Consider the following 24,322-nt stretch of genomic DNA (forward strand, 5'->3'; position numbering starts at 1 on the left):
TTATGAAGTGGTTGTCTTTTTCTGTCATCACCCTGTTGTCTCTGCCGATCGAGGCCTCCCAGGTGGAGGTGCTGCACTGGTGGACGTCTGGCGGCGAGGCCAAGGCGGTGGAGGTGCTCAAGTCAGAATGGACCGAGCAGGGCAACCAGTGGAACGACTTCGCGGTGCAAGGGGGCGGCGGCAAGAGCGCCATGACGGTGCTGAAAAGTCGGGCCCTGGCGGCCAACCCACCGGAGGCGGCCCACCTCAAGGGGTTCGAGTTGCGGGAGTGGGCCGGACTCGGCTTCCTGCGCGATCTCAGCCCCATGGCCGAACACCTCGGCTGGTATCCCCAGCTGCCCCCCATGGTGCGGGAGACTCTCAGCCAGAACGGCGCCCTGATGGCGGTACCGACCGGCATCCACCGGGTCAACTGGCTGTGGCTCAACCGCAAGATCTTCGAGCGCAACAAGCTGACCCCGCCCACCAGCTGGGCCCAGTTCGTGACCGTGGCCGATCGGCTCAAGCAGCAAGGGATCACCCCGCTCGCCATCGGCAACGAGCCCTGGCAGCTGGCGGTGTTGTTCGAAACGGTAGCGCTCGGCGAGGGCGGCAAAACGTTCTACCGCAAGGCGTTCGTGGAACAGGACAGCGCCACCCTGACCGGTCCCGACATGGTGCGGGTGCTGACCCGCTTCCAGCAGCTGCGCAGCTATGTGCCGGAGAAATACGCCGGCCTGAAGTGGCACCAGGCCACCAACCTGCTGGAGAGCGGCGGCGCCGCCATGCAGGTGATGGGGGACTGGGTGAAGGGCGAGCTGAGCGCCGGCAACTATCGGCCAGGCGAGGATATCGAGTGCCTGCCGAGCCCTGGCAGCCAGGGGCTGTTCAGCTACAACCTCGATTCCATCGCCATGTTCAAGCAGCGGGATCCGGCCCAGCTGCAGGCCCAGGGCGAACTGGCCCAGCTGCTGATGACGCCGCGCTTCCAGCAGGAGTTCAACCGGGTGAAGGGTTCGATCCCGGCGCTGGTCAAACCGGACATGAGCAAGTTCGACCGCTGCGCCGTGCGCTCCTACCAGGATTTCCTGCAGGCGGAGCGAGAGGGCAACCTGCTGCCCAGCATGGCGGAGGGGATGGCGACGCCGACCAACATGCGCCAGGCGATCATGGATGTGCTGAGCAACTTCTTCAACGACCCCAGAGCCAACCCGCAGCTGACCGCCCTACATCTGGAGCGGGCCATGCGCTCGACCCGCTGACGCTTTTCGCTGCGGCCAGAAACGACAAAGGCGGATAAGATATCCGCCTTTGTCATCGTGAGAGTCTTGGGGTCAGGATTGATCGTTTTCGTCCTCATCCTCGTCATAGTAATCGCTGAGCTCGATCCAGAGCCCCAGTCCGATCATCACCATGGAACCGAACCAGGTGCCGGTGTTACCGATCGGGCTGCCCATCACTATCATGGCGAAAGACAAGAACCCCATGCCTGCGTAGGCTTGTAATCTGCCGTAGGAGACCTGCATATTCACACCTCCTTGTTGAATATGGTTCAATTTTTATATTACTCATACGGCGGGGTGTGGGTAGGGCCGGATAACACTTTGGTTACATATGCTGTTGACAGCCCAGGTAGTTTGATTATTTTTTCGCCGCGAGTATCATTGGCAGCTGATTTGGTTGAAGGTTGATTATTGATGAGTGCTTTATTCTGCGACGCGACTCACGAGTTGGACGCAATCGGGCTTCGTTGTCCCGAACCTGTCATGATGGTGCGTAAAAAAGTGCGGCTGATGGCTGATGGGGAGACCCTGCTGGTCAGTGCCGACGATCCCTCAACCACCCGCGACATTCCCAGTTTCTGCCGCTTCATGGATCACACCCTGGTCGCCAGCGAGACAGAGCAGGCCCCTTACCGCTATCTGATCCGCAAGGGTCAATGAGCCACACTACCGGAGCAATCCATGCCAGCTATTACCCGAATCGGCACCACCCAGCGTTGGTCTGACGTGGTCATTCACAACGGCACCCTCTACGTGGTGGAAGTGCCCGCCACCGACACCGCCGATATTCATCAGCAGACCCGTGAAGTACTGGAAAGCCTGCAGCGCCTGCTGGAAGCCAACGGCTCCGGCGTCGACAAGATCCTGATGGCCAACATCTATCTCAAGGACATTGCAGACATCGCCGCCTTCAACGAGCAGTGGGATGCCTGGATTCCGGCGGGCACCGCACCGGTGAGAGCCTGCGTTCAGGCCCGTCTGGCCCACGAAGGCTACAAGGTAGAAGTGCAGCTGACTGCCGCCGTCTAAGCCGGGCGGGATGCCTGGCTCCCCTGATGCCGACACAGCCCCCGTGCGCGCCTGCGTCCAGGCCCGCCTGGCCCACGAAGGCTACAAGGTAGAAGTGCAGCTGACTGCGGCAGTCTAAGAGGCAGTTATCCCCTCATCCCCGTCCCTTCTCCCACAAGGGGAGAAGGGGGCAAAGAACAAGGCGTCATTGCTCGCAACGGCCCCAATAAAAAGGCCCCGCCATCGCTGGCGGGGCCTTTTTATTGGCTGCGAACCGGGCCGCTTAGGCGGTCGGGGTCAGGGTGATGGTCACCCGACGGTTCTGGGCCTTGCCTTCGGCTGTGCTGTTGGTGGCGACCGGCTGATCCGGGCCCACGCCGCTGGTAGCGATGCGGCTGCCGGTCACACCCTGGCCGATCAGCTGGGCGGCGACGGCATCGGCACGCTGGGCGGAGAGCTTCATGTTCAGCTCGCGGGAGCCGGTGCTGTCGGTGTGACCAACCACGTTCAGGCGGGTCTTGTCGAACTCGGCAACCACCATGGCCACGCCGGACAGGGTGTTGGCACCGGCGGCCTTCAGCTGGGCGCTGGAGCTATCGAAGGTGACGTTGTTCGGCATGTTGAGGATCAGCTGATCACCGTTACGGGTCACGCTGACGCCGGTGCCTTGCAGCTTCTCGCGCAGCTTGGCTTCCTGCACGTCCATGTAGTAGCCGATACCGCCACCCAACGCGGCGCCGGCGGCCACGCCGGTCAGGATCCCCTTCTTGCGGTCACCCTTGCTGGAGGAGAGCGCACCCACGGCGGCACCCGCAGCGGCGCCCGCCAGTGCGCCCCAGGCGCCCTTGGAGGTTTGGGACTCGCCGGTATAGGGGTTGGTGGTACAGCCGCTCAGGGCGACGGCCAGCGCAACGGCGGGAACGATTGTCTTGAAATGCATGAAAAACCTCTAAAAAAACCGACTCAAATCCAAAGAGGGCGCATTCTACCCCAGAGGTGTGCCAAGGTGTGACGTTATCAGCGTCACGCCCCTCTCTGCCCACGTCCCAGTATCCGCAGGCTGGCTGGATGCCGCCTGAACCGGCAACCGGAACCAGCTCGCCACCTTGACCTATCCCCTTGTTCAACGGACCAAATACGTCTCCATTGGCTACTATTGAATGCACCATCAATAGTGCTCAGGGGTCTCTCATGTCCGCACTGCTTCGCAACGTCTCGATCCGGCACCTGCTGTTAAGTGCCAGCCTCATCATTCTGCTCACCATGGCGCTGGGCGGGCTCTGGCGCAGCAGCCTGACTGCCCGCCTCGGTGAGCTGCCCAACCAGCTCATCCTCAGCGCCAACGAGCAGATCGCCCTGCAGGAGCTGCGGTATCACACCACCCAGGTTCAGCAGTTCCTGACCGACGCCGCCGTCTCCGGCGAGATGGACTCCATCGGCGAGGCCGAGCAGCACGCCCAGGCGGCTCGCCAGCTGCTGGAGCGGCTGCCACAATTGCAGGCGCCGATCACCCCGCTGCTGACCCGCCAGCTGGAGATCGGCAAGCGGATGGTGGACATCTACCTGAAAGAGGGGCGCGAGGCCGGCAACCAGATGATGAAGCAGCCGAACGAAGGCTTCGATGCCCTCACCGACAACATCGCCAGCCAGGTCGCGGCCGTGCTGGAACAGCAACAGCAAGGGTTCAAGCAGCGGGAACAGGATATCCGTGCCCAGAGCCAGACCCTGCAGCGTCAGGACATGCTGCAGCTGGCCGTCAGCCTGACTGTCCTCCTGCTGATGTTGCTGCTCATCTACCGCAAGACCGTCGGCCCGCTGCAGCATCTGATGGGCCAGCTGGTCGAGCTGGCCAACCACAGCCACAACCTCACCTTCCGCCTGCACAGCCAGGGCAAGGACGAGTTCGCCTATCTGGCGGAAGTTTTCAACCGCTTCCTCGGCAATATCGACAACCTGATCGGCACGGTACAACTGGTGTCGCGCAAGACCCACGACAAGATGGCGCTGCTGATGGCCCACTCCGGCAGCACCCTCAGCAGCATGCAGCAGGCCCAGCAGAATACCGACATGCTGGCGACCGCCATCAACGAGATGACCGCCACCGTCCACAACATCGAGCACAACACCGAGCAGGCCAGCCAGGACACCCTGCTGACCCAGCAGCAGGCCCACGACGGCCAGCGCCAGGTGAGCCAGACCATCACCCTGATCCGCCAGGTGGCCGACCACATCGAGCAGTCCGCCGGGGAAGTCACCCAGCTGGATCAGGAGAGCACCCAGATCGGCAACATACTGCAGGTGATCCGCACCATCTCGGAACAGACCAATCTGCTGGCCCTCAACGCTGCCATCGAGGCGGCCCGGGCCGGCGAGCAGGGCCGCGGTTTCGCGGTGGTGGCCGACGAGGTGCGCCAGCTGGCGACCCGCACCCAGGCCGCCACCGTCGACATCCAGCAGCGTATCGAGGCGCTGCAGCACAACACCCGCCACGCGGTGACCACCATGCACACCACCCGCAACGTGAGCGAGCAGGCGGTCAGCCAGGCGGCGGGCACCGGCGAGACCCTGACCGCCATCGTCGAGGCCATCACCCGGGTCAACGACATGAACGGCCACATCGCCACCGCCGCCGGCCAGCAGGCCCAGGTCACCGAAGAGACCAACCGCAATGTGATGGAGGTCGCCAGCATCGCCCGCGAATGCCTGGAGCTGGCGCGCCAGAGCCGCAGCCACACCCGGGACATGAACCAGGCCAACGAGGAGATCGGCCTCATCAGCGATCAGTTCGACGTCAGCAAGGCTGGCTCAGCCACCCAGGATCAGGATCTGCTGCACTGGAACGAGGCCTTCATGGTGCAGGTGCCCAGCATGGACAGCCAGCATCTTGGCCTGTTCGAGGCGATGAACCGGCTCTACCAGGCGGTGCTCGACAAGAGTCCGGCCCAGCTTCGCAAGCAGCGGCTCGACGAGCTGCTCAAGCTCGCCACCCGGCACTTCGCCGACGAGGAGCAGGTGATGGAGCAGGCGGGCTACCCCGAGCTGCGCCGCCACAAAGAGGAACACGCCCGGCTGCTGGCGGAGCTCGATACCCTGATGCAGCGCAACGGCCCGGACGACGAAGAGTTCAACATGGAGCTGCTGGTGTTTCTCAAGAACTGGCTGCTCAACCATATCTCCAAGGTCGACAAACAGTACTCGGGCTCCCTGCGCCAGGCCGGGATCGTCTGACGGCCCCATGACAGGCGCCATGCCGACATGCAGAAGGGAGGCATCAGCCTCCCTTCTCTATTTACCTTGCGCCCGCTTTATTGGCGCGCCGGCCCCTGCTGGCACGCGGCGTGGCAGGGGCAGGTCACCAGATGATCGTTCACCATCCCCACCGCCTGCATGAAGGCGTAGCAGATGGTGCTGCCGACGAAGGTGAAGCCGCGCTTCTTGAGTGCCTTGGACATGGCATCCGACTCCGCTGAGGTCGCCGGAATGTCGCCATTGCCCTGGCGCTGGTTGACGATGGGGGCGCCGCCCACGAAGCCCCACAGATAATCGACAAAGTCGATGCCTTCCGCCTCCAGCGCCAGATAGGCGCGGGCATTTTTGATGACCGACTGCACCTTGAGCCGGTTGCGGATGATGCCGGTGTCCTGCATCAGCCGCTCCACGTCCTGCTCGTCGAACTGCACGATGCGCACCGGATCAAAATCCGCATAGGCGCGATGGTAGCTCTCGGTGCGCTTCAAGATGGTGATCCACGACAGCCCCGCCTGCTGGCCGTCGAGGCAAAGCTTGGCAAACAGCTCGCGCGAGTCATGGACCGGCCTCCCCCACTGTTTGTCATGGTATTCAATGTATTCCGGGTCTTTGGTCACCCAGGCGCAACGCAACTCCATTCCCTCTCTCCTGTCATTTCATCCAATCCCCGGGGTCGATGCCAACCCGGGCGTGGGAGTGCCGACAACCCCTCCCGCCCAGGCCCGGCGCAGCGCCATCACATTAATCCGCTGTAATTTCGCCTATTATCCGACCATGCCAGACGGTATACTCCTTCGGTTCACATTCAGCAAATCTTGCTCTGATTTCATTTCGCGCGAAAAAAATTATGCAAAAATTCGATGTCAAAACCTTTCAGGGCCTGATCCTGCAGCTGCAGGACTATTGGTCCCGCCAGGGCTGTACCATCATTCAGCCGCTGGATATGGAAGTGGGTGCCGGTACTTCTCACCCCATGACCTGCCTGCGCGCCCTGGGCCCCGAGCCCATCGCCTGCGCCTACGTGCAACCGTCCCGCCGTCCGACTGACGGCCGCTACGGTGAAAACCCGAACCGCCTGCAGCACTACTACCAGTTCCAGGTGATCATCAAGCCTTCCCCCGACAACATTCAGGAACTCTATCTGGGCTCCCTGAAAGAGCTGGGAATGGATCCCGAGATCCACGATATCCGCTTCGTGGAAGACAACTGGGAAAACCCGACGCTGGGTGCCTGGGGTCTGGGTTGGGAAGTGTGGCTGAACGGCATGGAAGTGACCCAGTTCACCTACTTCCAGCAAGTTGGCGGCCTCGAGTGCAAGCCGGTGACCGGCGAGATCACCTACGGTCTCGAGCGTCTGGCCATGTACATCCAGGGCGTAGACAGCGTCTACGATCTGGTCTGGTCTGACGGCCCGCTGGGCAAGACCACCTACGGCGACGTGTTCCACCAGAACGAAGTGGAGCAATCCACCTACAACTTCGAACACGCCGATGTGGAGTTCCTGTTCCACTGCTTCGAGCAGTACGAGAAGGAAGCCCAGAATCTGCTGGCACTGGAAAAACCGCTGCCGCTGCCTGCCTACGAGCGCATCCTCAAAGCCGCTCACTCCTTCAACCTGCTGGATGCCCGCAAGGCCATCTCGGTCACCGAGCGTCAGCGCTACATCCTGCGCATTCGCACCCTGACCAAGGCCGTGGCCGAGGCATACTACGCCTCCCGCGAAGCGCTGGGCTTCCCGATGTGCCAGCGTAGCGACGACACGCGTGAGCGCAGTGAGAACAAGCAAGGTTAAGGAACGGACATGGCACAACATACATTTCTGGTAGAGATCGGTACTGCTGAGCTGCCGCCCAAAGCCCTGCGCTCCCTGGCCGAAGCCTTTGCCGACAACTTCAAAGCCGAGCTGACCAAGGCCGATCTGGCCTTCGGCGACGTCGAGTGGTTTGCCTCCCCGCGCCGCCTGGCACTGAAGGTGCACGCGCTGGCCGGCGAACAGCCGAGCAAGAGCGTCGAGAAGCGCGGCCCGGCCGTGGCGCAGGCGTTCGATGCCGAAGGCAAGCCGACCAAGGCTGCCGAAGGCTGGGCCCGTGGCAACGGCATCACCGTCGAGCAGGCCGAGCGTCTGGTCACCGACAAGGGCGAGTGGCTGGTTCACACCGCCAAGGTCGAAGGCCGTCCGGCCAAAGAGTTGTTGGGCGAACTGGTTGCCTCTGCTCTGGCCAAGCTGCCCATCCCGAAAATGATGCGCTGGGGCGACAAGACCATCCAGTTCGTGCGTCCGGTCTTTACCGTGACCCTGCTGCTGGATGGGGATCTGGTGCCCGCCCACATTCTGGGTATCGACTCTGCCCGCACCCTGCGCGGTCACCGCTTCATGGGTGAGAGCGAGTTCACCATCGACAACGCCAGCCAGTACCCGCAGATCCTGCAGGAGCGCGGCATGGTGATTGCCGACTTCATGGCGCGCAAGGCCAAGATCAAAGCTGACGCCGAAGCGGCCGCTGCCGCCTTCGGTGGCGTGGCCGATCTGGACGACGCCCTGCTGGAAGAAGTGACCGCCCTGGTCGAGTGGCCTGTGGTACTGACCGCCAACTTCGAAGAGAAGTTCCTGGCCGTGCCGGCCGAAGCGCTGGTGCACACCATGAAGGGTGACCAGAAGTACTTCCCGGTCTACGACAAGAACGGCAAGCTGCTGCCGAAGTTCATCTTCGTCACCAACATCGAGTCCAAGGACCCGAGCCAGATCATCAGCGGCAACGAGAAGGTGGTTCGCCCCCGTCTCTCTGACGCCGAGTTCTTCTTCAAGACCGACCTCAAGCAGACCCTGGCTTCCCGCCTGCCGCGCCTTGAAACCGTGCTGTTCCAGCAACAGCTGGGCACAGTCCGGGCCAAGGTCGAGCGTATCGAGACCGTCGCCGGCTTTATCGCCGAGCGTATCGGCGCTGATGTGGCTCAGGCCAAGCGTGCCGGTCTGCTCTCCAAGTGTGATCTGATGACCAACATGGTCGGCGAGTTCACCGACACCCAGGGTGTCATGGGGATGCACTACGCCCGTCACGATGGCGAAGACGAAGCGGTCGCCGTGGCCCTCAACGAGCAGTACATGCCGCGCTTTGCCGGCGATGCCCTGCCGTCCGGTCTGGTTGCCTGCGCCGTCGCGCTGGCCGACAAGTTCGACACCCTGGCCGGTATCTTCGGCATCGGCATGCTGCCGAAGGGTGACAAGGACCCGTTTGCCCTGCGTCGCGCCGCCATCGGTGCCCTGCGCATCATGACCGAGAAGCAGCTGGATCTGGATCTGGTGGAACTGGTTGAAGAAGCGGTACGCGTCTACGAAGGCAAATTGACCAACAAAACCGTCGTCACCGACGTGGTCGACTTCATGCTGGGCCGCTTCCGCGCCGCCTATCAGGACGAAGGCATCGGTGCCGACGTGGTGCTGGCCGTGCTGGCCCGCCGCCCGACCCGCCCGCTCGACTTCGATCGTCGCGTCAAGGCCGTCAGCCACTTCCGCACGCTGGATGCCGCCTTGGCACTGGCTGCAGCCAACAAGCGCGTGAGCAACATTCTGGCCAAGGTCGAAGGCGAATTGCCGACTGCCGTCAAACCGGAACTGCTGGTCGATGCCGCCGAGAAGGCGCTGGCCACCCAGGTTGCCGAACTGCAAGCCGAACTGGCTCCGCTATTCGCCGCCGGTGACTATCAGGCAGCCCTCACCCGTCTGGCCGCCCTGCGCGAGCCGGTCGACACCTTCTTCAACGAGGTGATGGTGATGGCCGACGATGAGGCCCTCAAGGCCAACCGTCTGGCACTGCTGAACAACCTGCGCAACCTGTTCCTGCAAGTCGCGGATATCTCCCTGCTGCAGTGATGTTGTTAGTCTGAATGAAAACGGCCCCTAGTGGGGTCGTTTTTACGAACGAGTAAATAAATATCCATATAATCCAATCCGTATTTTAATTTTTTAACTTATTTTTTATTTCATTCAAACCATCCACAACGTCCTTATCAGGATTTGATATACAATATTGTGCGATATATTCGGCTAAAATACTAATATTAACCCCCCGAAAATTGTCCCTACCTGTAGAGTAATTATAAGCACTAACAAACCCAGCAAGCCAACCTCCAGTGTACACGTTAAAATCTTGGACATCTTTATCACTATATGACTCAGCCCATGATTTACAGTTATAATAGCCATACACACTAAATTTGCTGTCAGCAGAAATAGCCATAGTTGATATCAAACAGCATAATCCAACAAAAATCATCTTCATAAATATTCAAACCTCTCCAGATTTATGAATGAAAATATTCTTATAAAAACCAAATTCATTATAAACAAAAAGCATGGCTTGTATTAAGTTAATGAAAAAACACATAAGCAAAAATATTTGAATAAAACCCGGAGATGACATTAAAAAAAGTAGCGCTCCGTAATAAAATGGGGTCATCATAAATAAAAATATAGCTAATGACATAAGTACTCTCATAAGTGAAATAATTATTGCAGAGCTCTCGATGCCGTTAACTTCTTTTTCACTACCAAGTAGTGCCATATCAATCAACTTCCTATTTTTCTTATCTATCGCCATCATGTCCACAAAGCAGAACAAGTTGAGAATATGAGGATATGTTGACATAAGTGACTTGGTTTTTCTCAAAAAGAATAGCTCTCTAGTGCGAGTCATACTCAATGAGCCAAACCATATAAGTAGGAATATTGGCATAGAAATCATCATGATGTTATGGATGCTATATAAAGACACTTTCGATTTAACATCACCAACTGAAAAAGGTAGCTGTAATGGTGTATCAACACCAACTATTTTCAAGCTTCTATTGTCATAGGATAACAAGTCTTGGTTTATAGCCTTCAGGATTTCCTCAACTTCTTTGGTCCTGAACAACTCCATATACTTATCACTTAATGCACTATCAACGTAAAATAAATCAATAATAATACCTATATACATAGACCTGTATATACCTTCAGCAGCAGAATCTAGATCCCCTTTTTGAGGTAAAGCTAGCTTGCTGCGAACATTGTTTACATAACTGAGTTCAAGGCCAGGTGCTTCTGGCTGAGGAGCTTTTTTGACCAATGGTTTTAGCCCTAGTTTTTTCCTCAACTCTATTTCTTTTTTATCTTCTTTGGATTTATTAAAATCAGCATCTCTATTACTATTCTTTCTCATCAAGAAATCAGAGTAGGTAGACTGAATTCTTTTCGCTAATTGTATGTATTCTTTTTTCTCGATAATAAAGTCATTCAACGATATTAACGCCTTGTAATCCTGCTGGTTTTTATCCGTATTAATGGCGAGGCATAGATAGTAAAAAAATATACATACCACAATAACAAAAACACTCGAGTACAACTGACGCTCAAATCGTTTCCCTAAATAAAACAACTGTTCCATATATAATTTCCCAAAAATTAAACTTTACGTTTTTATCTTACATATGTTATACCGTTGAGCCTATCATATAATACCTCCTTCAACTCTGCCCGTAGGTGCGATTAACCGCAGGCGTAATCTGATGTTCGCGTAAATAGATTCTTCCGCCATAACGGCCAGCCGAATTTTCCCCTCCGGCTGGCCGCCTCTGTTGCACGGCAACAACCGTAATCAAAGCCTCTCGTTCGTCCGATTAGGCTGCGCTAATCGAACCTACAGAAAGCGGTGGCTTGCGGGGCATGCCGGTCGGTGCCGAACATCGAGAAGCCCAACATTGACCTTGGGTTGGCAAAACACCCCCTCATCCCCAACCCTTCTCCCACAAGGGGAGAAGGGGGCAACCCGTAGGTTCGATTAGCCGTCAGGCGTAATCGGACATTCGCGTCAATGGATTCCCCCGCCATCACGGCCTGCCGAAATTCTACCTCTGGCTGGCCACCCCGGTTTCACGACAACAGTTGCAGTCAAAGCCTCTCAATCGTTCAATTACGCTGCGCTAATCGAACCTACAACGGCTTTGCCAACGCGGCGATAATCTTTTCCACGCTCTGGGTGACCGACAGAGTGGCGCTATCCAGCACCAGACGCTCACTGCCCCATGGTTGGTAGTCGCGCTCGATCACCGCCTGCCAATCCGGCAATGCCAGCCCCTCGATATCTACCGTCCGGTTTTCGACCCGCTCGCGGTGCAGCTTAGGGTTGGAGCAGATCACCTCGACATCGAGACAGGGCACCCCGACCGAGCTGGCGATCTCGTGGTAAGCATCCCGGGTCAGCTGGATGGGATTAACGGAATCCGTGATGACGATCGAGCCAAGTGCCAGGTTCTCTCGAGCCAGTCCATAGGCAACGAAATAGCCGGCCGGCCCCATCTCGTTATCCCCCAGCTCAGCGCCACGAATGGCCTGCTCTATGGTATCGATGCGCAGGTAGACGGCCCTCAACCGCCGGGCCAGGGCCCGTGCTATGGTGCTTTTTCCGCTGCCCGGCAAACCACTGAAGATGATCAGCATGTCCCATTCCCGTGATAAAAGAAGAATCCGAGCCATAGGGTATCGGATTGCCATCGCGCCTACAGCGTCTTAGTTCAGGGCTGCACGGGATATGCCCGCCAGTGGCTTCTCTTGCTCGACAGCCATCATCGAATACGCGTGAATATAAGCCTGCCTCTCTACCGATCATCCAAATTCATATGCAGGCTGGCTGATGGATAGCAATAACCACAAAAGATATTTGGTACGCCCCATTTCTTCTTGTTGTGCCTCATTAATGAAGCTGTTATTTATGCCAAGACATACCTAAAAATAAACAACGCAGCATTAAAATGGCGTTATTTTATATATCTAGTCATCTTTCATATCACAGTTATGATGAAAAATGGTGACATTCACATTCAAAAACAAACCCTTTAAAATCAACACATTATCACCCAGCTAAAATTAAAAACCCAAACAATGCACTTGTAAAGTAATATATAGAATCAATATCAGACTTATCAGAATTAAATAGTCATGGCCTTTTCCACCTCTCCATTTTAATTTCCGCCATTCACCCAAAACACACAGATGGAGATGTGTAGAATGATCATAAAAAAGAAGTTCGTTATGTTGGCAGCCTTGTCCGCCCTGATGTGCTCTACCAGTGCCTTGGCCACTTACCGGGTCGACGTGCAGTGTCTTGACCAGGTCATGTTGACCGATGTCCATGCCGGTTATATCAAATCGGCCAGTGGCGGCCCCGACGCGGGCAATGCGGTGGTCATCTCATGGGAAAAGAATTATGAGCAGGGCAGCACGAGCTTCCATGTCTTCAAAAACCTGAATGATTACCCCGGCAGGGGCATGTTCGAGATGGCCTTGCTGGCGCTGGAACGCGGCCTGCCGGTCAGCGCCTGGGGCAATGATGCCCAGTGCTCCGGCGGGATTCATCAGCTGAAGATCACCCGCAGCTTCAACCCCTAATCCTGTCCGCGCACTGATTCGTGCGATAAAGGGAGTGAACACCAAGCCGGGCCAGTCAGCTGCGCCCGGCTTAAACAACCCGCGCGACCGTCGCTTGCCTTGCGCTGCAACATGTGAGGATAGGGTCGCCAGGTATCTCACCCGTTCGCGTCACATCTGCCCCATCGACACATCTGACCCGACCACCACCCGGATAGCCAGTCCGCCGATTTAGTCATATCTTGTCAGGGCGGCTCTGCCAGGGTGACAGGGCCCCTTCACGAGGTGCAACGATGAAACGAGCAATTCAGGCCGCCCTGCTGGCCGTCACCATGGCCGTCACCATGGCCGCCGCCGGTGCGCAGGCCGCCGACAAGATCACCACGGTCCCGGTGCAGTTTGCCAAGGGGGCCCACAGCGCCCAGCTCAAGGGCAGCTTCGCGGGCTACGACACCATCCACTACACCCTGGTGGCCAAGGCGGGCCAGACCATGACGGTCAAGATCGGCGGCAGCAGCAACGCCAACTTCAACGTCTTCGCCCCCGGTGCCCAGCCCGGTCAGGCCGAGGCGCTGGGCCGCAACGATGGCGATGGCCAGTGGCAAGGCGCCCTGCCCGCCTCCGGCAAGTACCTGATCCAGGTCTATCAGATGCGCGCCTCCGCCCGTCGCGGCGAGCAGGTCCCCCACACCCTGTCGGTCAGCATCCAGTAAGCCCCGCCAACGCGATGCCCGAGCAACCACCGTCATGCCCCCATTCCGGGCTGGGCATGACGGCGGCCTGCTGGTAGGGTGATGCCATCAATTAATCAACGACCGAGGCACTATGCAACGCAAGACCCTGGCCCTGCTGCTGGCCAGCCATCTGCTGGTGGGCGCCGCCGGCTTTGCGGCCGGCATCTATGCCCTGCCGATCCTGATAGCCCCGCCCGCCCCCGCCAACGAGCAGGTTGCCGCCCGGCAGGCTCAGGCCAGCTTTCACGGCACCTTTCGCCGGGATCTACAAGACAGCGACCGGCTGCACTGGGGCGAAGGGCAGGTCAGCATCGGGCCCGATGCCATCAGCCTGATGGGCAGGCTGGCGCCTGGCCCCGACTACCAGCTCTACCTGTCGCCCACCTTCGTCGAGACCGAGGCCGACTTTGCCCGCCAGAAGGAGAAGATGGTGAAGATCGGGCCGGTGAAGACTTTCGACAACTTTATCGTCCCCCTCCCTGCCGACGTAAACCCGGCCGACTACGACAGCGTGATCATCTGGTGCGAGACCTTCGGCCAGTTCATCACCGCCGCCCGCTACCGCTAGCCATGCGGTCGGTTGCCGGCCCCCATAAAAAAACGGCGCCGCAAGGCGCCATTTCGTCTCTGTCTGCTGCATCAGCCCGGCGGAAAATGGCCACCAATGCTGATTACGCTGACCTGCTGCAGGGTGCTGTTGATGGTAAAGGCGACCCTGTGCTCCTGACTGAGGCGGATCGTGTAGATCCCCTTGTGCTTGCCGCCCAGTTGTTCGTAGTGCATGTCGCCCACCTTGTCGGCGGCGTTCTTGGGGTCCGTGCCTCGTACTATCTCCCGCCGCCACTCGTGGTATTTGCTCATGGCCGACGCCGTCACTGCTACGTGCTTGTCCTTGTTGTAGAGGATGCGGGGTTGCGAATCATCGATAGTCCATGCCATGGCCAGCTCCTATTTTTGGCTCCAAAAAGAACCAAACTATAGTGCACACCAGCCAGCCGGCCAGCCCGCCCAACCCCAACCTGTCTGTCTGAGTCACAATCTGGCATGCAAAACGGCGCCATCAGGCGCCGTTTTTTGTCGCAGCCTGCCGCGGCAGACCGGGAAGATTCAACCCCTTCAGCCGGTATAGACCGGCAGCAGGCCCGCCATGTTGAGCAGGTGGAAGGCGGCGGTCAGCACCCCGAACAGGAAGACGCCGACGATCATCGGCATGCCGCCCGGTGCGCGGAAACCCTCGTCCTTGCCCTCCTGCTTGCCGGCGCGCACCTTCCAGGCCAGCAGGGCCGGGATGATGCAGGTCCACAGGGTGGCCACGGCGCCCGCGTAACCGATGGCCATCAGGAAGCCGAACGGGAACAGCAGGGAGAGCAGCAGCGGCGGCAGGAAGGTGGCGGCCCACGACTTGGCACGGCCCTGGCGGCTGTTGTCGAACTTGAACAGATCCGCCAGATAGTCGAACACCCCCAGCCCCACCCCGATGAAGGAGGAGAGGATCGCCGCCATGGAGAAGGCGTTGAGGGCGCTGGCGACCGCCTCGGATTCAATCACCGAAGCCAGCGCCTTGAGCAGCACGTCGACGTTGCCGCCCTGCGCCACCACGGGCCCGAACTCGCTGCGCGGCAGGTTGCCGAACACGCTCACCAGCCAGATGAGGTAGAACAGCAGCGCGATGGCGGTGCCGCCGAGGATGGCGTAGCGGGCACGGCGCTCTTCACCGTAGTAGGCGCGCATGGACGACACCGAGTGGTGATAGCCGAACGAGGTGAGCGCCACCGGCAGCATGGCCAGCGCATAGGGGGCATAGCTGGCGTGCTGGCTCAGGGTGTCGAACAGCAGGGTCGGCTTGATGTTGATGGAAAGCCCCGAGATGCCGAACACAAAGCTGAGCCCCATAGCGATGACCAGCACCACTGAGATGCGATCCACCGCCCGGGTGGAGTGCCACACCAGGCCGGAGAAGCCCAGGGTAAACAGGATGGAAGCCCACTGGCTGCCGATGCCGGTCATGCCGTCTATGATGAGGCCGGCCGAGGTGATGTAGGCGTAGAGCAGGATGCCGCCGACGAAATAGACGGTGAGGTTGTTGAAGGCGTTGACCTTCTCCCCCAGCAGCTCACGGGTGACGGTATCGAACGACACGCGCAGCGGATAACCCTGATAGGACTCCAGCAGCATCCAGCCGGAGACTGTCATCACTATCATGGTCAGGGTGATGGCCAGTACCGACCAGAGGGTCCAGGCACCCGCCCCCGCACTCGGTAAACCCAGCATGCCAGCCCCGACACAGACGCCGGCAATGATGCATGCCCCGCCCACCAACGATGGTTTCTGTCCCATTTACTTCTCCAAAGACGATTGTGGATCTGATCGCGACCGCGGACCGTTGCATTTGCTACGCCGGTTGTCATGGTAGATCGCGCTCATCTAGGTGCCGGCGCCCGGCGCTGACTGCTTCGAAGGGGAAGCGAGGTGCGCTCAGGGCTGACTGCCGGTCCGGCACGGCTGCAGAGCCGCCATGTCGGGGAAGGGACTTTACCCTGCTCCCCCTCAGGTATCAAATTTGGGTGCATTGTCAGGCAGCCCGGCCCCTTTGTGCAGACCGCCTTTGACCGGCGTGTCGGTATTCAATGGGTCAGCTGCGGCAGCAGTTGCAGCAGCTGGGCCCGCACCTCGAGCGGTGTCTGGCTGGCCCAGATACCCAGCAAGCCGTAAGCGAGCAGCGGCAACACCAGCAGCAACAGGCAGAGCAGCCCCAGCAAGCGTGGAGGGCTGAGCCTGCGCCGTGGCGTGCCAAGATGCAGCGCATCGGCCCGCTTGGGGCAGGCGGCCACGCAGCTCAGGCAGCTGGTGCACTCGAGGCTGCGCATCGCGATCAGCTGGTGCACCTGGATGCGCGACGGGCAGGCCCGGCTGCACTTGTCGCAATCGTGGCCCTGGCTTCGCAGGCAGCGAGCCGGGTCGCGGCGGATGCGCAGCGGTGTCAGCAACCCCAGCAGGGCGAGCCATGCGCCATAGGGGCAGAGGTAGCGGCAGAACCCTTGCCGGAAGGTGGCGGTGAGCAGCAGCACCCAGCCAAGGCACAGACCCGAGATCAGGGTCAGATTGAAGAAGAAGGCCCCCATCTTCATGTCCGCCGCCTGATGGTAGGGGCTGGCGAGGTAGCCGGTCAGGGCAGCGCCTGGCACCGCGATCAGCACGATGAAGAGCAGAAAGGCGAGCACCAGAAACTTCTGGCCGCGCAACACGACGTCCAACCAGCGCGGCGGCGTCCACTCCCCCGGCAACAGGCGACTGCGCAGGCCGTGCAGCCACTCCCCCACCAGCCCGAGCGGGCAGAACCAGGCACAGAACGCCCGCCCCAGCAGCAGAGCCGACAGCGAGAGCACCAGCACGGTGACGATAGCCGCCGGATGGTGCGGATCCACCAGCCCCTGCCCGAGCCAGGCCCGCAGCCCGAGCCCGCCGGCGATGGGCAGGAAACCGTCCACCACGTCAGGGCGCACCAGCCAGGGGCTCATCCCCTGCCCCAGCTGCCAGACATGCAGGCAGTACTGCAGCGTCACCAGCCCCCAGCAGAGCAACAGCAGCTGGCGCGTGCGCGCCCGCAGCCACTGGCCGTCGAGCGCCTCGAGGGCGGGCAGCGGCCGCTGGTGGTGCCAGAGGGCAAGCCCGGCGGCCACCAGCCCCAAGCCGAACCAGAGCAGACTGTCCGCCGCCAGCAACCAGAGCATGAGCAACAGGCCGAGGGCAAAACGCCACTGCCAGCCCGAACGCGCCTGCCACGCCAGCAGCACCAGATAGACCAGGCCGGCGGCCATGGTCACGGCTTCGATCACGCTCATGTTTCCCTCACTGCCTCATCCACCACTGGCGGCAAGGATAACGGACATCTGAGTTGACTATTTTGATCTGCATGGGCAGAGAGGGACATTTGCGCCCAATGCCCCTCCCCACGGTTGAACCTTATGCCTTGCGGCTGTTGAACAGCGGCTGGTCCGACTCGAACTGATGTGCCAACCCCAGACCCATCAAACAAAACCCCTCGCTGGCGAGGGGGTTGGCATACGCAACAAGGTGGGGGCAGGCTAGCCGCGGGCGCGGCGCAGGTGGTAGTCGACGTGATAGTCGTTGGCATTGCGGAACATGATGGAGTAGTTGAGAAACTCGCCGTTCTCACCGTATGAGAGCGAGGTGAGCCGCAGGATGGGCGCCCCCTGCTCGATGTGCAGCAGCTCCGCCATGCGCCGGTCGGCCAGCACGGCGCTGAAGCTCTCGTAGTTGCCCGCGATGGGGAGCTGGCACTCGTTCTCGATGTAGGCGAACTTGGATCCCTCCAGATGGGCCACCGAGAGGGTGCGAAACAACCGCACCGGCATGTAGCTCTCCTCCACCAGCAGGGCCCGGCCGTCCACCGAACGCACCCGGTTGGAGAAGTAGACCGGCTCGTTCACCTTGATCCTGAGCTGGCTGGCGATGGCGGGCGGGGCCGGCATGGTGCGAAACTCCAGCACCTCGCTGGTCAGGCTGCGGCCCTGTTCACGCATCAGCTCGGTGAAACCGCTCAACCCCTTGGTCTCGTGCTGCACATCCTTCTTGGTCACGTAGGTGCCGCTGCCGTGGCGCCGCTCCACCAGCCCCCACTCGATCAGCATGTCCACCGCCTTGCGCACCGTCATCCGCGATACCCCGAACTGACTCGCCAGAGTTTTCTCGCTCGGCAGCACATCCCCCACCCGGCAATCCGCCCCGTTGACCCGGATACGCAACCGATCCGCCACCGATTTGTAGATCACTGCTAGACCTCTCCTCACTCCGCCTGAGTGGCGACCCAATCGCTCACCTTTATTTCAACCAGCGGAAAATAAACAACTTTAAATTTAAATAACCCGATAAAAACGTCACAAAAACAAGACGTACAACAATATCGCAAAACTTAGATCTCTTTGTCTAAATAAGTGCATGCGCCGGATCACATAACCACCACATATTTCATGAGGGGGTTATCGCTTGTTGTTAGGTTCAATTCAGCAACACGACAACAGCAGTCAGACAATTCTCTAATAAAAAGGGACGCTATATGCTCAGTCAAATTCAACGTTTTGGCGGAGCAATGTTTACGCCTGTATTACTGTTTCCATTCGCAGGTATGGTGGTAGGCATTGCAATCATGCTGAAAAATCCCATGTTCGTGGGAGAAACGCTAGCCAATCCTCAGGGACTGTTTTTTCAAATAGTTCATATTATTGAAGAGGGTGGCTGGACGGTATTTCGAAATATGCCGCTGATATTTGCCATCGGCCTGCCGATCGGTCTGGCAAACAAGGCTCAGGCCCGCGCCTGCCTCTCCGTGCTGGTCAGCTTCATGACCTGGAACTACTTCATCAATGCCATGGGGATGACCTGGGGCGACTATTTCGGGGTCGACTTCAACCAGGCGGTGGGTGGCGAGAGTGGGCTGGCCATGGTGGCCGGCATCAAGACCCTGGACACCAGCATCATAGGTGCCATCGCCATCTCCGGCATCGTCACCGCCCTGCACAATCGGCTGTTCGACCGGCAGCTGCCGGTCTTTCTCGGCATCTTCCAGGGCAGCTCGTTCGTCACCATAGTCGCCTTCTTCGTGATGATCCCCTGCGCCTGGCTGACCCTGCTGGGCTGGCCCAAGGTGCAGATGGGCATCGCCTCCCTGCAGGAGTTCATGCTGGTCTCCGGCCCGCTCGGCGTCTGGGTTTACACCTTCCTTGAGCGGATCCTGATCCCAACCGGCCTGCACCACTTCATCTACGGCCCCTTCATCTTCGGCCCGGCCGCGGTGGAAGGCGGCATCCAGCTCTACTGGGCCCAGCACATGCTGGAGTTCAGCCAGAGCACCCGGCCGCTGATCGAGCTGTTCCCCCAGGGTGGCTTCGCCCTGCATGGCAACTCCAAGATCTTCGGGGCCATGGGGATTGCACTCGCCATCTACGCCACCGCCGCCAAAGAGAACAAGACCAAGGTAGCCGGCTTGCTGATCCCGGCGACCCTGACCGCCATGCTGGTGGGGATCACCGAGCCGCTCGAGTTCACCTTCCTTTTCATCTCGCCCCTGCTGTTCGCCATCCATGCCCTGCTGGCTGCCACCATGGCGACCGTGATGTACCTGTTCGGGGTCGTCGGTAACATGGGCGGCGGTCTGCTCGACCAGTTCCTGCCGCAGAACTGGATCCCCATGTTCCACAATCACGCCGGCATGATGTTTACCCAGATTGCCATCGGGCTGACCTTTACCGGGATCTGGTTCCTGATATTCCGCACGCTCATTCTGAAATTCAATTTGAAAACCCCTGGGCGGGATGAAAGCGAAATAAGACTTTATTCCAAGGCCGATTATCAGGCCGCCAAAAAACAGCGTGGCCATGATATTGCCGGCCATATTCTGGTGGCGCTCGGTGGCGCGGAAAATATCAACAGCCTGAACAACTGTGCCACCCGGCTGCGCATATCGCTGCGCGATGCGGGCCTGGTGGCACCAGATGATGCTTTCAAACAGTTGGGTGCCCACGGCGTGGTCCGCCACGGTGACAGCATCCAGATCATTGTCGGTCTGCATGTACCCCAGCTGAGGGAAAACATGGAGAGCCTGATGAACAACCCCTCCTCCTCTTCTTTCGTAACGGAGTCATGATCATGAAAAAATTCTCTGTCGTCATTGCCGGCGGTGGCAGCACCTTTACCCCGGGCATCGTTCTCATGCTGCTGGAGAACCAGCACCGCTTCCCGCTGCACGAGATCAAGTTCTACGACAACGATGGGGCCCGCCAGGAGGTGATCGCCGAAGCCTGCCGCGTCCTGCTCAAAGAGAGAGCCCCGGACATTGCCTTCAGCTACGGCACCGACCCCAAGGCGGCCTTCAGCGGGGTGGACTTCGTCATGGCCCACATTCGGGTCGGCAAGTACCCCATGCGCGAGCTGGACGAGAAGATCCCGCTGCGCCATGGCGTGGTCGGCCAGGAGACCTGTGGCCCGGGCGGCATCGCCTACGGCATGCGCTCCATCGGCGGCGTGCTGGAGCTGGTCGACTACATGGAGCAGTACTCGCCGGATGCCTGGATGCTGAACTACTCCAACCCGGCCGCCATCGTGGCCGAGGCGACCCGTCGCCTGCGTCCCCACGCCAGGATCCTCAACATCTGCGACATGCCCATCGGCATCGAGGGACGGATGGCCCAGATCGCCGGCCTGCCGTCACGCAAGGAGATGCGGGTACGCTACTACGGCCTCAACCACTTCGGCTGGTGGACCCGCATCGAGGATCTGGCGGGCAACGACCTGATGCCGGCCATCAAGGCCCACGTGGCCAAACACGGCTATGTGCCCAAGCAGGCCGGCCACGCCGAGGCCAGCTGGAACGACACCTTCGCCAAGGCCAGGGACGTGTGGGCTCTTGATCCGGATACCCTGCCCAACACCTATCTGAAGTACTACCTCTACCCGGACTATGTGGTGGCCCACTCCAATCCGGAGCACACCCGCGCCAACGAGGTGATGGAGCACCGCGAGACGCGGGTGTTCAGCGCCTGCCGCGCCATAGTGGCGGCCGGCAAGGCCGACGCCGGCGAGCTGGAGATCGACGAGCACGCCTCCTACATAGTGGATCTGGCCACCGCCATCGCCTTCAACACCCAGGAGCGGATGCTGCTGATCGTGCCGAACCGGGGCGCCATCCCCAACTTCGACCCGGAGGCCATGGTCGAGATCCCCTGTCTGGTGGGCAGCAGCGGCCCCGAGCCACTGCAGGTGGGCAACATCCCGCTATTCCAGCAGGGCATGATGGGTCAGCAGGTGGCCGTCGAGAAGCTGGTGGTGGAGGCGTGGATCGAGCGCTCCTATCAGAAGCTGTGGCAGGCGATCACCCTCTCCAAGACGGTGCCGAGCGCCTCGGTGGCCAAAGCCATCCTGGACGACCTGATCGCCGCCAACCAGGAGTACTGGCCGCCCCTGCAATAAACGCGGGCCAAACAAAAACCCCCTCGCTGGCGAGGGGGTTTTCTTGTTGCTGGCTCTGCCGTGGCGCGATCAGCGCAGGGACTTGACCGAGCGGCGGACGATGAGCTCGGGCTGCACCGTCATCGACTCGACTTCCAGCTCCTTGTTGCGGATCCGGCTCACCAGCTGCTGCACCGCCAGCAGGCCGAGCTCGGCCTTGGGGTGGCGGATGGTGGTGAGCGGCGGGCTGGAGAAGCGCGCCATCTCCACGTCGTCATAACCGATCATGGAGATGTCGTCCGGCACCTTGACTCCGGCTTCCCAGGCGGCGCAGATGGCGCCGATCGCCATGGGATCGTCGAAGGCAAACACCGCGGTCGGCCGCGGGGTGAGGGCCAGGATCCGCTGCATGGCATCGAAACCGCTCTGGCTCTCGTAATCCCCTTCGAAGATCTGCTCGTCTTTCAGGGTCAGCCCCTGTTCGGCAAGGGCATCGCGCACCCCGTCCAGCCGCTGCTGGGTGGTTGGCTTGGCCAGCTGCCCGGTGATGCAGACGATGTCGCGGTGACCCTGCTCCAGCAAATGACGCACGGCCAGGCGCGCCCCGATGCGGGCGTTGTCATTGATGACGTTGGCAAAGTCGCACTCGGTACCCCAGTCCAGCACCACTTGCGGCACGTTCTTGTGGATGCGCAGCATGTCGCGCAGCGGGGTATCGATGTCGGTTCCCAGCACCAGCAGACCGTCGACCCGCTTCTCCATCAGCATGCGCAGGTAGTGCTGCTGACGGGGCGGCTGGTTCTCGGTGTTGCAGAGGATCAGGCTGTAGCCCTGCTCGAAGCAGTACGCCTCCACCCCTTGCACCACTTCCGCAAAGAAGGGGTTGGCACTGGTGGTCACCAGCATGCCGATGGTCTTGGTCGAGTTTATCTTGAGGCTGCGCGCTACCGAGTTGGGCGCGTAGTTGAGTTCTGCCACCGCCTCAAGCACTTTTTGGGTTGCGTCTTCGCTGACCCGACGGGTGTGATTGAGTACATGTGAGACGGTGGAGATGGATACGCCTGCGCGGGAGGCGACATCCTTGATAGTGGCCATCTCTGTCTCCTGAAGATCAAAGGCGGAACATTAGCAGATTTCCCGAATAAAGGCTTGGTTTTAACGAGTGCTGCCAATGAATTGTCAATGCTGGCTAATCTAGGCGGTCATTTCTATTTGCGCAAACGGATTTTGGTCAAAATGGGAGCAGCGTCAGAGTAAAATATCGTCAGTTTTTTCATCTATCATTTATCGAAAGTGCACCTTGTTGAGAAGATGTTAATTGCCATCATCAGCATCAACTTCTAAATAGATAACTGTAATTAGATATTTGTTTCAAAAAAGCACTATTACCCCCTCTCTGGTTAGTATCTTTAACAGCTTGTTATTGCCCAGCGAGGAATGATAGAACCATACCTATTGCCGGACTGGCGGGATCACGGTTCGGAATGGCACACGGAAAATGAAACAATCCACTGATTAAGGGACGAATCGATGAATAAGTTGAGCAAAATGGCAGTCAGGGCAGCGGTTTCTATGGCTCTGTTCGGATCGGTCTCACTGGTCCACGCGGCGGATACCATCAAGATCGGCATCGCCGGTCCGGTCACTGGCCCGGTCGCCCAGTACGGCGACATGCAGTTCACCGGCGGCAAGATGGCGGTCGAGCAGATCAACAAGGCCGGCGGCATCAAGGGCAAGCAGATCGAAGCCGTCATCTATGACGATGCCTGTGACCCGAAACAGGCCGTGGCGGTCGCCAACAAGGTGATCAACGACGGCGTCAAGTTCGTGGTCGGCCACCTCTGCTCCGACAACACCCTGCCCGCCTCCGATATCTATGAAGATGAAGGCGTGCTGATGGTCACCCCGGCCTCCACCAACCCCAAGATCACCGAGCGTGGCTACCAGCTGGTGCTGCGTACCATCGGCCTGGACAGCGATCAGGGCCCAACTGCCGCCAAATACATCATCGAACAGGTCAAACCCCAGCGCGTGGCCGTCATCCACGACAAGAAACAGTACGGTGAAGGCATCGCCTCCAGCGTGAAAGCGGCGCTGGACAAGGCCGGCGTCAAGGTGGTGGCGTTTGAAGGCATCACCGCCGGCGACAAGGACTTCTCCGCCCTGATCGCCAAGCTGCAGAAAGAGAACGTCGATTTCGTCTACTACGGCGGCTATCACCCTGAGCTGGGTCTGATCCTGCGTCAGGCCGGCGAGAAGGGCCTCAAGGCTAAGTTCATGGGTCCGGAAGGGGTGGGTAACAAGGACATCTCCGCCATCGGCGGCCCGGCTTCCGAAGGCCTGCTGGTCACCCTGCCGAACAAGTACGACCTAGTGCCGGCCAACGCCCCGCTGGTTGCCGCGTTCAAGGCCAAGGGCCAGGACTCCTCCGGTCCATTCGTGTGGACCACCTATGCCGCGGTGCAAACCCTGGCTGCCGGTATCGCCAAGGCGGGTGAGGATGACCCGGCTGCCGTTGCCGCTGCCATCAAGGCCGCGCCGGTCGATACCGTGATGGGCCCCCTCAGCTGGGCTCCCAACGGCGACCTGAAAGGGTTTGAATTCGGAGTGTTCCAGTGGCACGCCGACGGTACCTCTACCCAACTCAAGTAATCTGCCGGTCGGGGTGACGTGAGTCACCCCTCCTTTCTTTGCGGGCA

Annotated in this window: 23 protein-coding genes and 1 pseudogene; 13 read left to right on the top strand and 11 right to left on the bottom strand. The window is 59.5% G+C overall.

The genetic code is table 11. The features are described from left to right. The first annotated feature begins 2 nt into the window (after window positions 1–2). The gene (locus I6L38_RS18670) at window positions 3–1,241 is read left to right on the top strand and encodes an ABC transporter substrate-binding protein (protein ID WP_201882982.1); all 1,239 of its coding nucleotides are present in this window, start codon (window positions 3–5) and stop codon (window positions 1,239–1,241) included. Window positions 1,242–1,313: 72 nt separating this feature from the next. Here the strand turns inward: I6L38_RS18670 and I6L38_RS18675 are convergent, their stop codons facing one another. Beyond that, on the bottom strand, window positions 1,314–1,505 hold the full coding sequence (locus I6L38_RS18675) for a hypothetical protein (RefSeq protein WP_005307420.1): 192 nt from the start codon (window positions 1,503–1,505) through the stop codon (window positions 1,314–1,316). A gap of 171 nt (window positions 1,506–1,676) precedes the next feature. Here I6L38_RS18675 and tusA point away from each other — a divergent pair, with 171 nt between their 5' ends. The 3 genes and pseudogenes from tusA to I6L38_RS18690 all read left to right on the top strand — a co-directional run. Continuing rightward, complete coding sequence (tusA, locus tag I6L38_RS18680) at window positions 1,677–1,922, top strand: sulfurtransferase TusA (RefSeq protein ID WP_005307416.1); 246 nt, start codon at window positions 1,677–1,679, stop codon at window positions 1,920–1,922. A gap of 21 nt (window positions 1,923–1,943) precedes the next feature. Further along, complete coding sequence (locus tag I6L38_RS18685; protein ID WP_016348988.1) at window positions 1,944–2,291, top strand: RidA family protein; 348 nt, start codon at window positions 1,944–1,946, stop codon at window positions 2,289–2,291. 28 nt (window positions 2,292–2,319) lie between these two features. Further along, window positions 2,320–2,409 (top strand): annotated as a pseudogene (locus tag I6L38_RS18690) (endoribonuclease L-PSP); the annotation flags it as partial. Window positions 2,410–2,553: 144 nt separating this feature from the next. Here I6L38_RS18690 and I6L38_RS18695 read toward each other — a convergent pair. Then, entirely contained in the window at window positions 2,554–3,210 is a 657-nt protein-coding gene (locus I6L38_RS18695; protein ID WP_005307410.1) for an OmpA family lipoprotein, read from the bottom strand. Between the two features lie 251 nt (window positions 3,211–3,461). On the opposite strand from I6L38_RS18695, the gene I6L38_RS18700 reads away from it, so the two are divergent. Continuing rightward, entirely contained in the window at window positions 3,462–5,498 is a 2,037-nt protein-coding gene (locus I6L38_RS18700) for a bacteriohemerythrin (RefSeq protein WP_216988825.1), read from the top strand. Between the two features lie 77 nt (window positions 5,499–5,575). Here I6L38_RS18700 and I6L38_RS18705 read toward each other — a convergent pair whose 3' ends face one another. Next, window positions 5,576–6,157: a DNA-3-methyladenine glycosylase I gene (locus I6L38_RS18705; RefSeq protein ID WP_216988826.1), complete on the bottom strand. Its 582-nt coding sequence runs from the start codon at window positions 6,155–6,157 to the stop codon at window positions 5,576–5,578. Window positions 6,158–6,366: 209 nt separating this feature from the next. Between I6L38_RS18705 and glyQ the strand changes: the two genes are divergently transcribed. Together glyQ and glyS are read left to right on the top strand one after the other, a co-directional pair. After that, the gene (gene glyQ / locus I6L38_RS18710; RefSeq protein ID WP_041218425.1) at window positions 6,367–7,311 is read left to right on the top strand and encodes a glycine--tRNA ligase subunit alpha; all 945 of its coding nucleotides are present in this window, start codon (window positions 6,367–6,369) and stop codon (window positions 7,309–7,311) included. A 9-nt stretch (window positions 7,312–7,320) separates the two neighbouring features. Continuing rightward, complete coding sequence (gene glyS / locus I6L38_RS18715) at window positions 7,321–9,390, top strand: glycine--tRNA ligase subunit beta (protein ID WP_216988827.1); 2,070 nt, start codon at window positions 7,321–7,323, stop codon at window positions 9,388–9,390. Window positions 9,391–9,475: 85 nt separating this feature from the next. Here glyS and I6L38_RS18720 read toward each other — a convergent pair whose 3' ends face one another. The 3 genes from I6L38_RS18720 to I6L38_RS18730 form a co-directional block, all read right to left on the bottom strand. Further along, complete coding sequence (locus I6L38_RS18720) at window positions 9,476–9,799, bottom strand: hypothetical protein (RefSeq protein WP_216988828.1); 324 nt, start codon at window positions 9,797–9,799, stop codon at window positions 9,476–9,478. 6 nt (window positions 9,800–9,805) lie between these two features. Beyond that, entirely contained in the window at window positions 9,806–10,945 is a 1,140-nt protein-coding gene (locus I6L38_RS18725; protein ID WP_216988829.1) for a hypothetical protein, read from the bottom strand. 545 nt (window positions 10,946–11,490) lie between these two features. Next, complete coding sequence (locus tag I6L38_RS18730) at window positions 11,491–11,997, bottom strand: AAA family ATPase (RefSeq protein WP_216988830.1); 507 nt, start codon at window positions 11,995–11,997, stop codon at window positions 11,491–11,493. Window positions 11,998–12,564: 567 nt separating this feature from the next. Between I6L38_RS18730 and I6L38_RS18735 the strand changes: the two genes are divergently transcribed. The 3 genes from I6L38_RS18735 (at window position 12,565) to I6L38_RS18745 (ending at window position 14,226) form a co-directional block, all read left to right on the top strand. Continuing rightward, window positions 12,565–12,945 carry a hypothetical protein gene (locus I6L38_RS18735; RefSeq protein WP_017784672.1) on the top strand — a complete coding sequence of 127 codons (381 nt, stop codon included), beginning with the start codon at window positions 12,565–12,567 and terminating at the stop codon, window positions 12,943–12,945. Window positions 12,946–13,217: 272 nt separating this feature from the next. After that, window positions 13,218–13,637, top strand: a complete 420-nt coding sequence (locus I6L38_RS18740; RefSeq protein ID WP_216988831.1) for a g-type lysozyme inhibitor — start codon at window positions 13,218–13,220, stop codon at window positions 13,635–13,637. A 112-nt stretch (window positions 13,638–13,749) separates the two neighbouring features. Beyond that, window positions 13,750–14,226 (top strand): DM13 domain-containing protein, encoded by a 477-nt coding sequence (locus I6L38_RS18745; protein WP_215270575.1) that lies wholly within the window; start codon window positions 13,750–13,752, stop codon window positions 14,224–14,226. Between the two features lie 71 nt (window positions 14,227–14,297). On the opposite strand, the gene I6L38_RS18750 is transcribed toward I6L38_RS18745, so the two are convergent. From I6L38_RS18750 to I6L38_RS18765, 4 genes are all read right to left on the bottom strand, one after another. Continuing rightward, complete coding sequence (locus I6L38_RS18750) at window positions 14,298–14,597, bottom strand: hypothetical protein (protein ID WP_005307369.1); 300 nt, start codon at window positions 14,595–14,597, stop codon at window positions 14,298–14,300. A gap of 177 nt (window positions 14,598–14,774) precedes the next feature. Then, entirely contained in the window at window positions 14,775–15,995 is a 1,221-nt protein-coding gene (locus tag I6L38_RS18755; RefSeq protein WP_005307366.1) for an aromatic amino acid transporter, read from the bottom strand. A gap of 287 nt (window positions 15,996–16,282) precedes the next feature. Then, the gene (locus tag I6L38_RS18760) at window positions 16,283–17,500 is read right to left on the bottom strand and encodes a 4Fe-4S binding protein (protein ID WP_216988832.1); all 1,218 of its coding nucleotides are present in this window, start codon (window positions 17,498–17,500) and stop codon (window positions 16,283–16,285) included. Window positions 17,501–17,743: 243 nt separating this feature from the next. Continuing rightward, window positions 17,744–18,451 (bottom strand): GntR family transcriptional regulator, encoded by a 708-nt coding sequence (locus I6L38_RS18765; RefSeq protein ID WP_010635556.1) that lies wholly within the window; start codon window positions 18,449–18,451, stop codon window positions 17,744–17,746. Between the two features lie 284 nt (window positions 18,452–18,735). Here I6L38_RS18765 and I6L38_RS18770 point away from each other — a divergent pair, with 284 nt between their 5' ends. Together I6L38_RS18770 and I6L38_RS18775 are read left to right on the top strand one after the other, a co-directional pair. Continuing rightward, window positions 18,736–20,322, top strand: a complete 1,587-nt coding sequence (locus tag I6L38_RS18770; protein ID WP_216988833.1) for an alpha-glucoside-specific PTS transporter subunit IIBC — start codon at window positions 18,736–18,738, stop codon at window positions 20,320–20,322. Between the two features lie 2 nt (window positions 20,323–20,324). Beyond that, complete coding sequence (locus I6L38_RS18775) at window positions 20,325–21,644, top strand: 6-phospho-alpha-glucosidase (protein WP_201882897.1); 1,320 nt, start codon at window positions 20,325–20,327, stop codon at window positions 21,642–21,644. Between the two features lie 69 nt (window positions 21,645–21,713). On the opposite strand, the gene I6L38_RS18780 is transcribed toward I6L38_RS18775, so the two are convergent. After that, entirely contained in the window at window positions 21,714–22,718 is a 1,005-nt protein-coding gene (locus I6L38_RS18780) for a substrate-binding domain-containing protein (protein ID WP_017780582.1), read from the bottom strand. Between the two features lie 435 nt (window positions 22,719–23,153). On the opposite strand from I6L38_RS18780, the gene I6L38_RS18785 reads away from it, so the two are divergent. Beyond that, entirely contained in the window at window positions 23,154–24,275 is a 1,122-nt protein-coding gene (locus I6L38_RS18785; protein WP_005307334.1) for a branched-chain amino acid ABC transporter substrate-binding protein, read from the top strand. Window positions 24,276–24,322 lie beyond the last annotated feature (47 nt).

Origin of the sequence: Aeromonas sp. FDAARGOS 1408 (assembly GCF_019048665.1) — a bacterium.
Classification (GTDB): Bacteria; Pseudomonadota; Gammaproteobacteria; order Enterobacterales; family Aeromonadaceae; genus Aeromonas; species Aeromonas dhakensis.

Bases quoted from the DNA above. Each gene is read 5' to 3' on its own strand.
- I6L38_RS18775 (WP_201882897.1), top strand. From the start codon at position 20,325: ATGAAAAAATTCTCTGTCGTCATTGCCGGCGGTGGCAGCACCTTTACC.
- I6L38_RS18745 (WP_215270575.1), top strand. From the start codon at position 13,750: ATGCAACGCAAGACCCTGGCCCTGCTGCTGGCCAGCCATCTGCTGGTG.
- I6L38_RS18720 (WP_216988828.1), bottom strand. From the start codon at position 9,799: ATGAAGATGATTTTTGTTGGATTATGCTGTTTGATATCAACTATGGCT.
- glyQ (WP_041218425.1), top strand. From the start codon at position 6,367: ATGCAAAAATTCGATGTCAAAACCTTTCAGGGCCTGATCCTGCAGCTG.
- I6L38_RS18670 (WP_201882982.1), top strand. From the start codon at position 3: ATGAAGTGGTTGTCTTTTTCTGTCATCACCCTGTTGTCTCTGCCGATC.
- I6L38_RS18725 (WP_216988829.1), bottom strand. From the start codon at position 10,945: ATGGAACAGTTGTTTTATTTAGGGAAACGATTTGAGCGTCAGTTGTAC.
- I6L38_RS18735 (WP_017784672.1), top strand. From the start codon at position 12,565: ATGATCATAAAAAAGAAGTTCGTTATGTTGGCAGCCTTGTCCGCCCTG.
- I6L38_RS18755 (WP_005307366.1), bottom strand. From the start codon at position 15,995: ATGGGACAGAAACCATCGTTGGTGGGCGGGGCATGCATCATTGCCGGC.
- I6L38_RS18780 (WP_017780582.1), bottom strand. From the start codon at position 22,718: ATGGCCACTATCAAGGATGTCGCCTCCCGCGCAGGCGTATCCATCTCC.
- I6L38_RS18685 (WP_016348988.1), top strand. From the start codon at position 1,944: ATGCCAGCTATTACCCGAATCGGCACCACCCAGCGTTGGTCTGACGTG.
- I6L38_RS18760 (WP_216988832.1), bottom strand. From the start codon at position 17,500: ATGAGCGTGATCGAAGCCGTGACCATGGCCGCCGGCCTGGTCTATCTG.
- glyS (WP_216988827.1), top strand. From the start codon at position 7,321: ATGGCACAACATACATTTCTGGTAGAGATCGGTACTGCTGAGCTGCCG.
- I6L38_RS18730 (WP_216988830.1), bottom strand. From the start codon at position 11,997: ATGCTGATCATCTTCAGTGGTTTGCCGGGCAGCGGAAAAAGCACCATA.
- I6L38_RS18785 (WP_005307334.1), top strand. From the start codon at position 23,154: ATGAATAAGTTGAGCAAAATGGCAGTCAGGGCAGCGGTTTCTATGGCT.
- I6L38_RS18705 (WP_216988826.1), bottom strand. From the start codon at position 6,157: ATGGAGTTGCGTTGCGCCTGGGTGACCAAAGACCCGGAATACATTGAA.
- tusA (WP_005307416.1), top strand. From the start codon at position 1,677: ATGAGTGCTTTATTCTGCGACGCGACTCACGAGTTGGACGCAATCGGG.
- I6L38_RS18740 (WP_216988831.1), top strand. From the start codon at position 13,218: ATGAAACGAGCAATTCAGGCCGCCCTGCTGGCCGTCACCATGGCCGTC.
- I6L38_RS18675 (WP_005307420.1), bottom strand. From the start codon at position 1,505: ATGCAGGTCTCCTACGGCAGATTACAAGCCTACGCAGGCATGGGGTTC.
- I6L38_RS18750 (WP_005307369.1), bottom strand. From the start codon at position 14,597: ATGGCATGGACTATCGATGATTCGCAACCCCGCATCCTCTACAACAAG.
- I6L38_RS18695 (WP_005307410.1), bottom strand. From the start codon at position 3,210: ATGCATTTCAAGACAATCGTTCCCGCCGTTGCGCTGGCCGTCGCCCTG.
- I6L38_RS18770 (WP_216988833.1), top strand. From the start codon at position 18,736: ATGCTCAGTCAAATTCAACGTTTTGGCGGAGCAATGTTTACGCCTGTA.
- I6L38_RS18700 (WP_216988825.1), top strand. From the start codon at position 3,462: ATGTCCGCACTGCTTCGCAACGTCTCGATCCGGCACCTGCTGTTAAGT.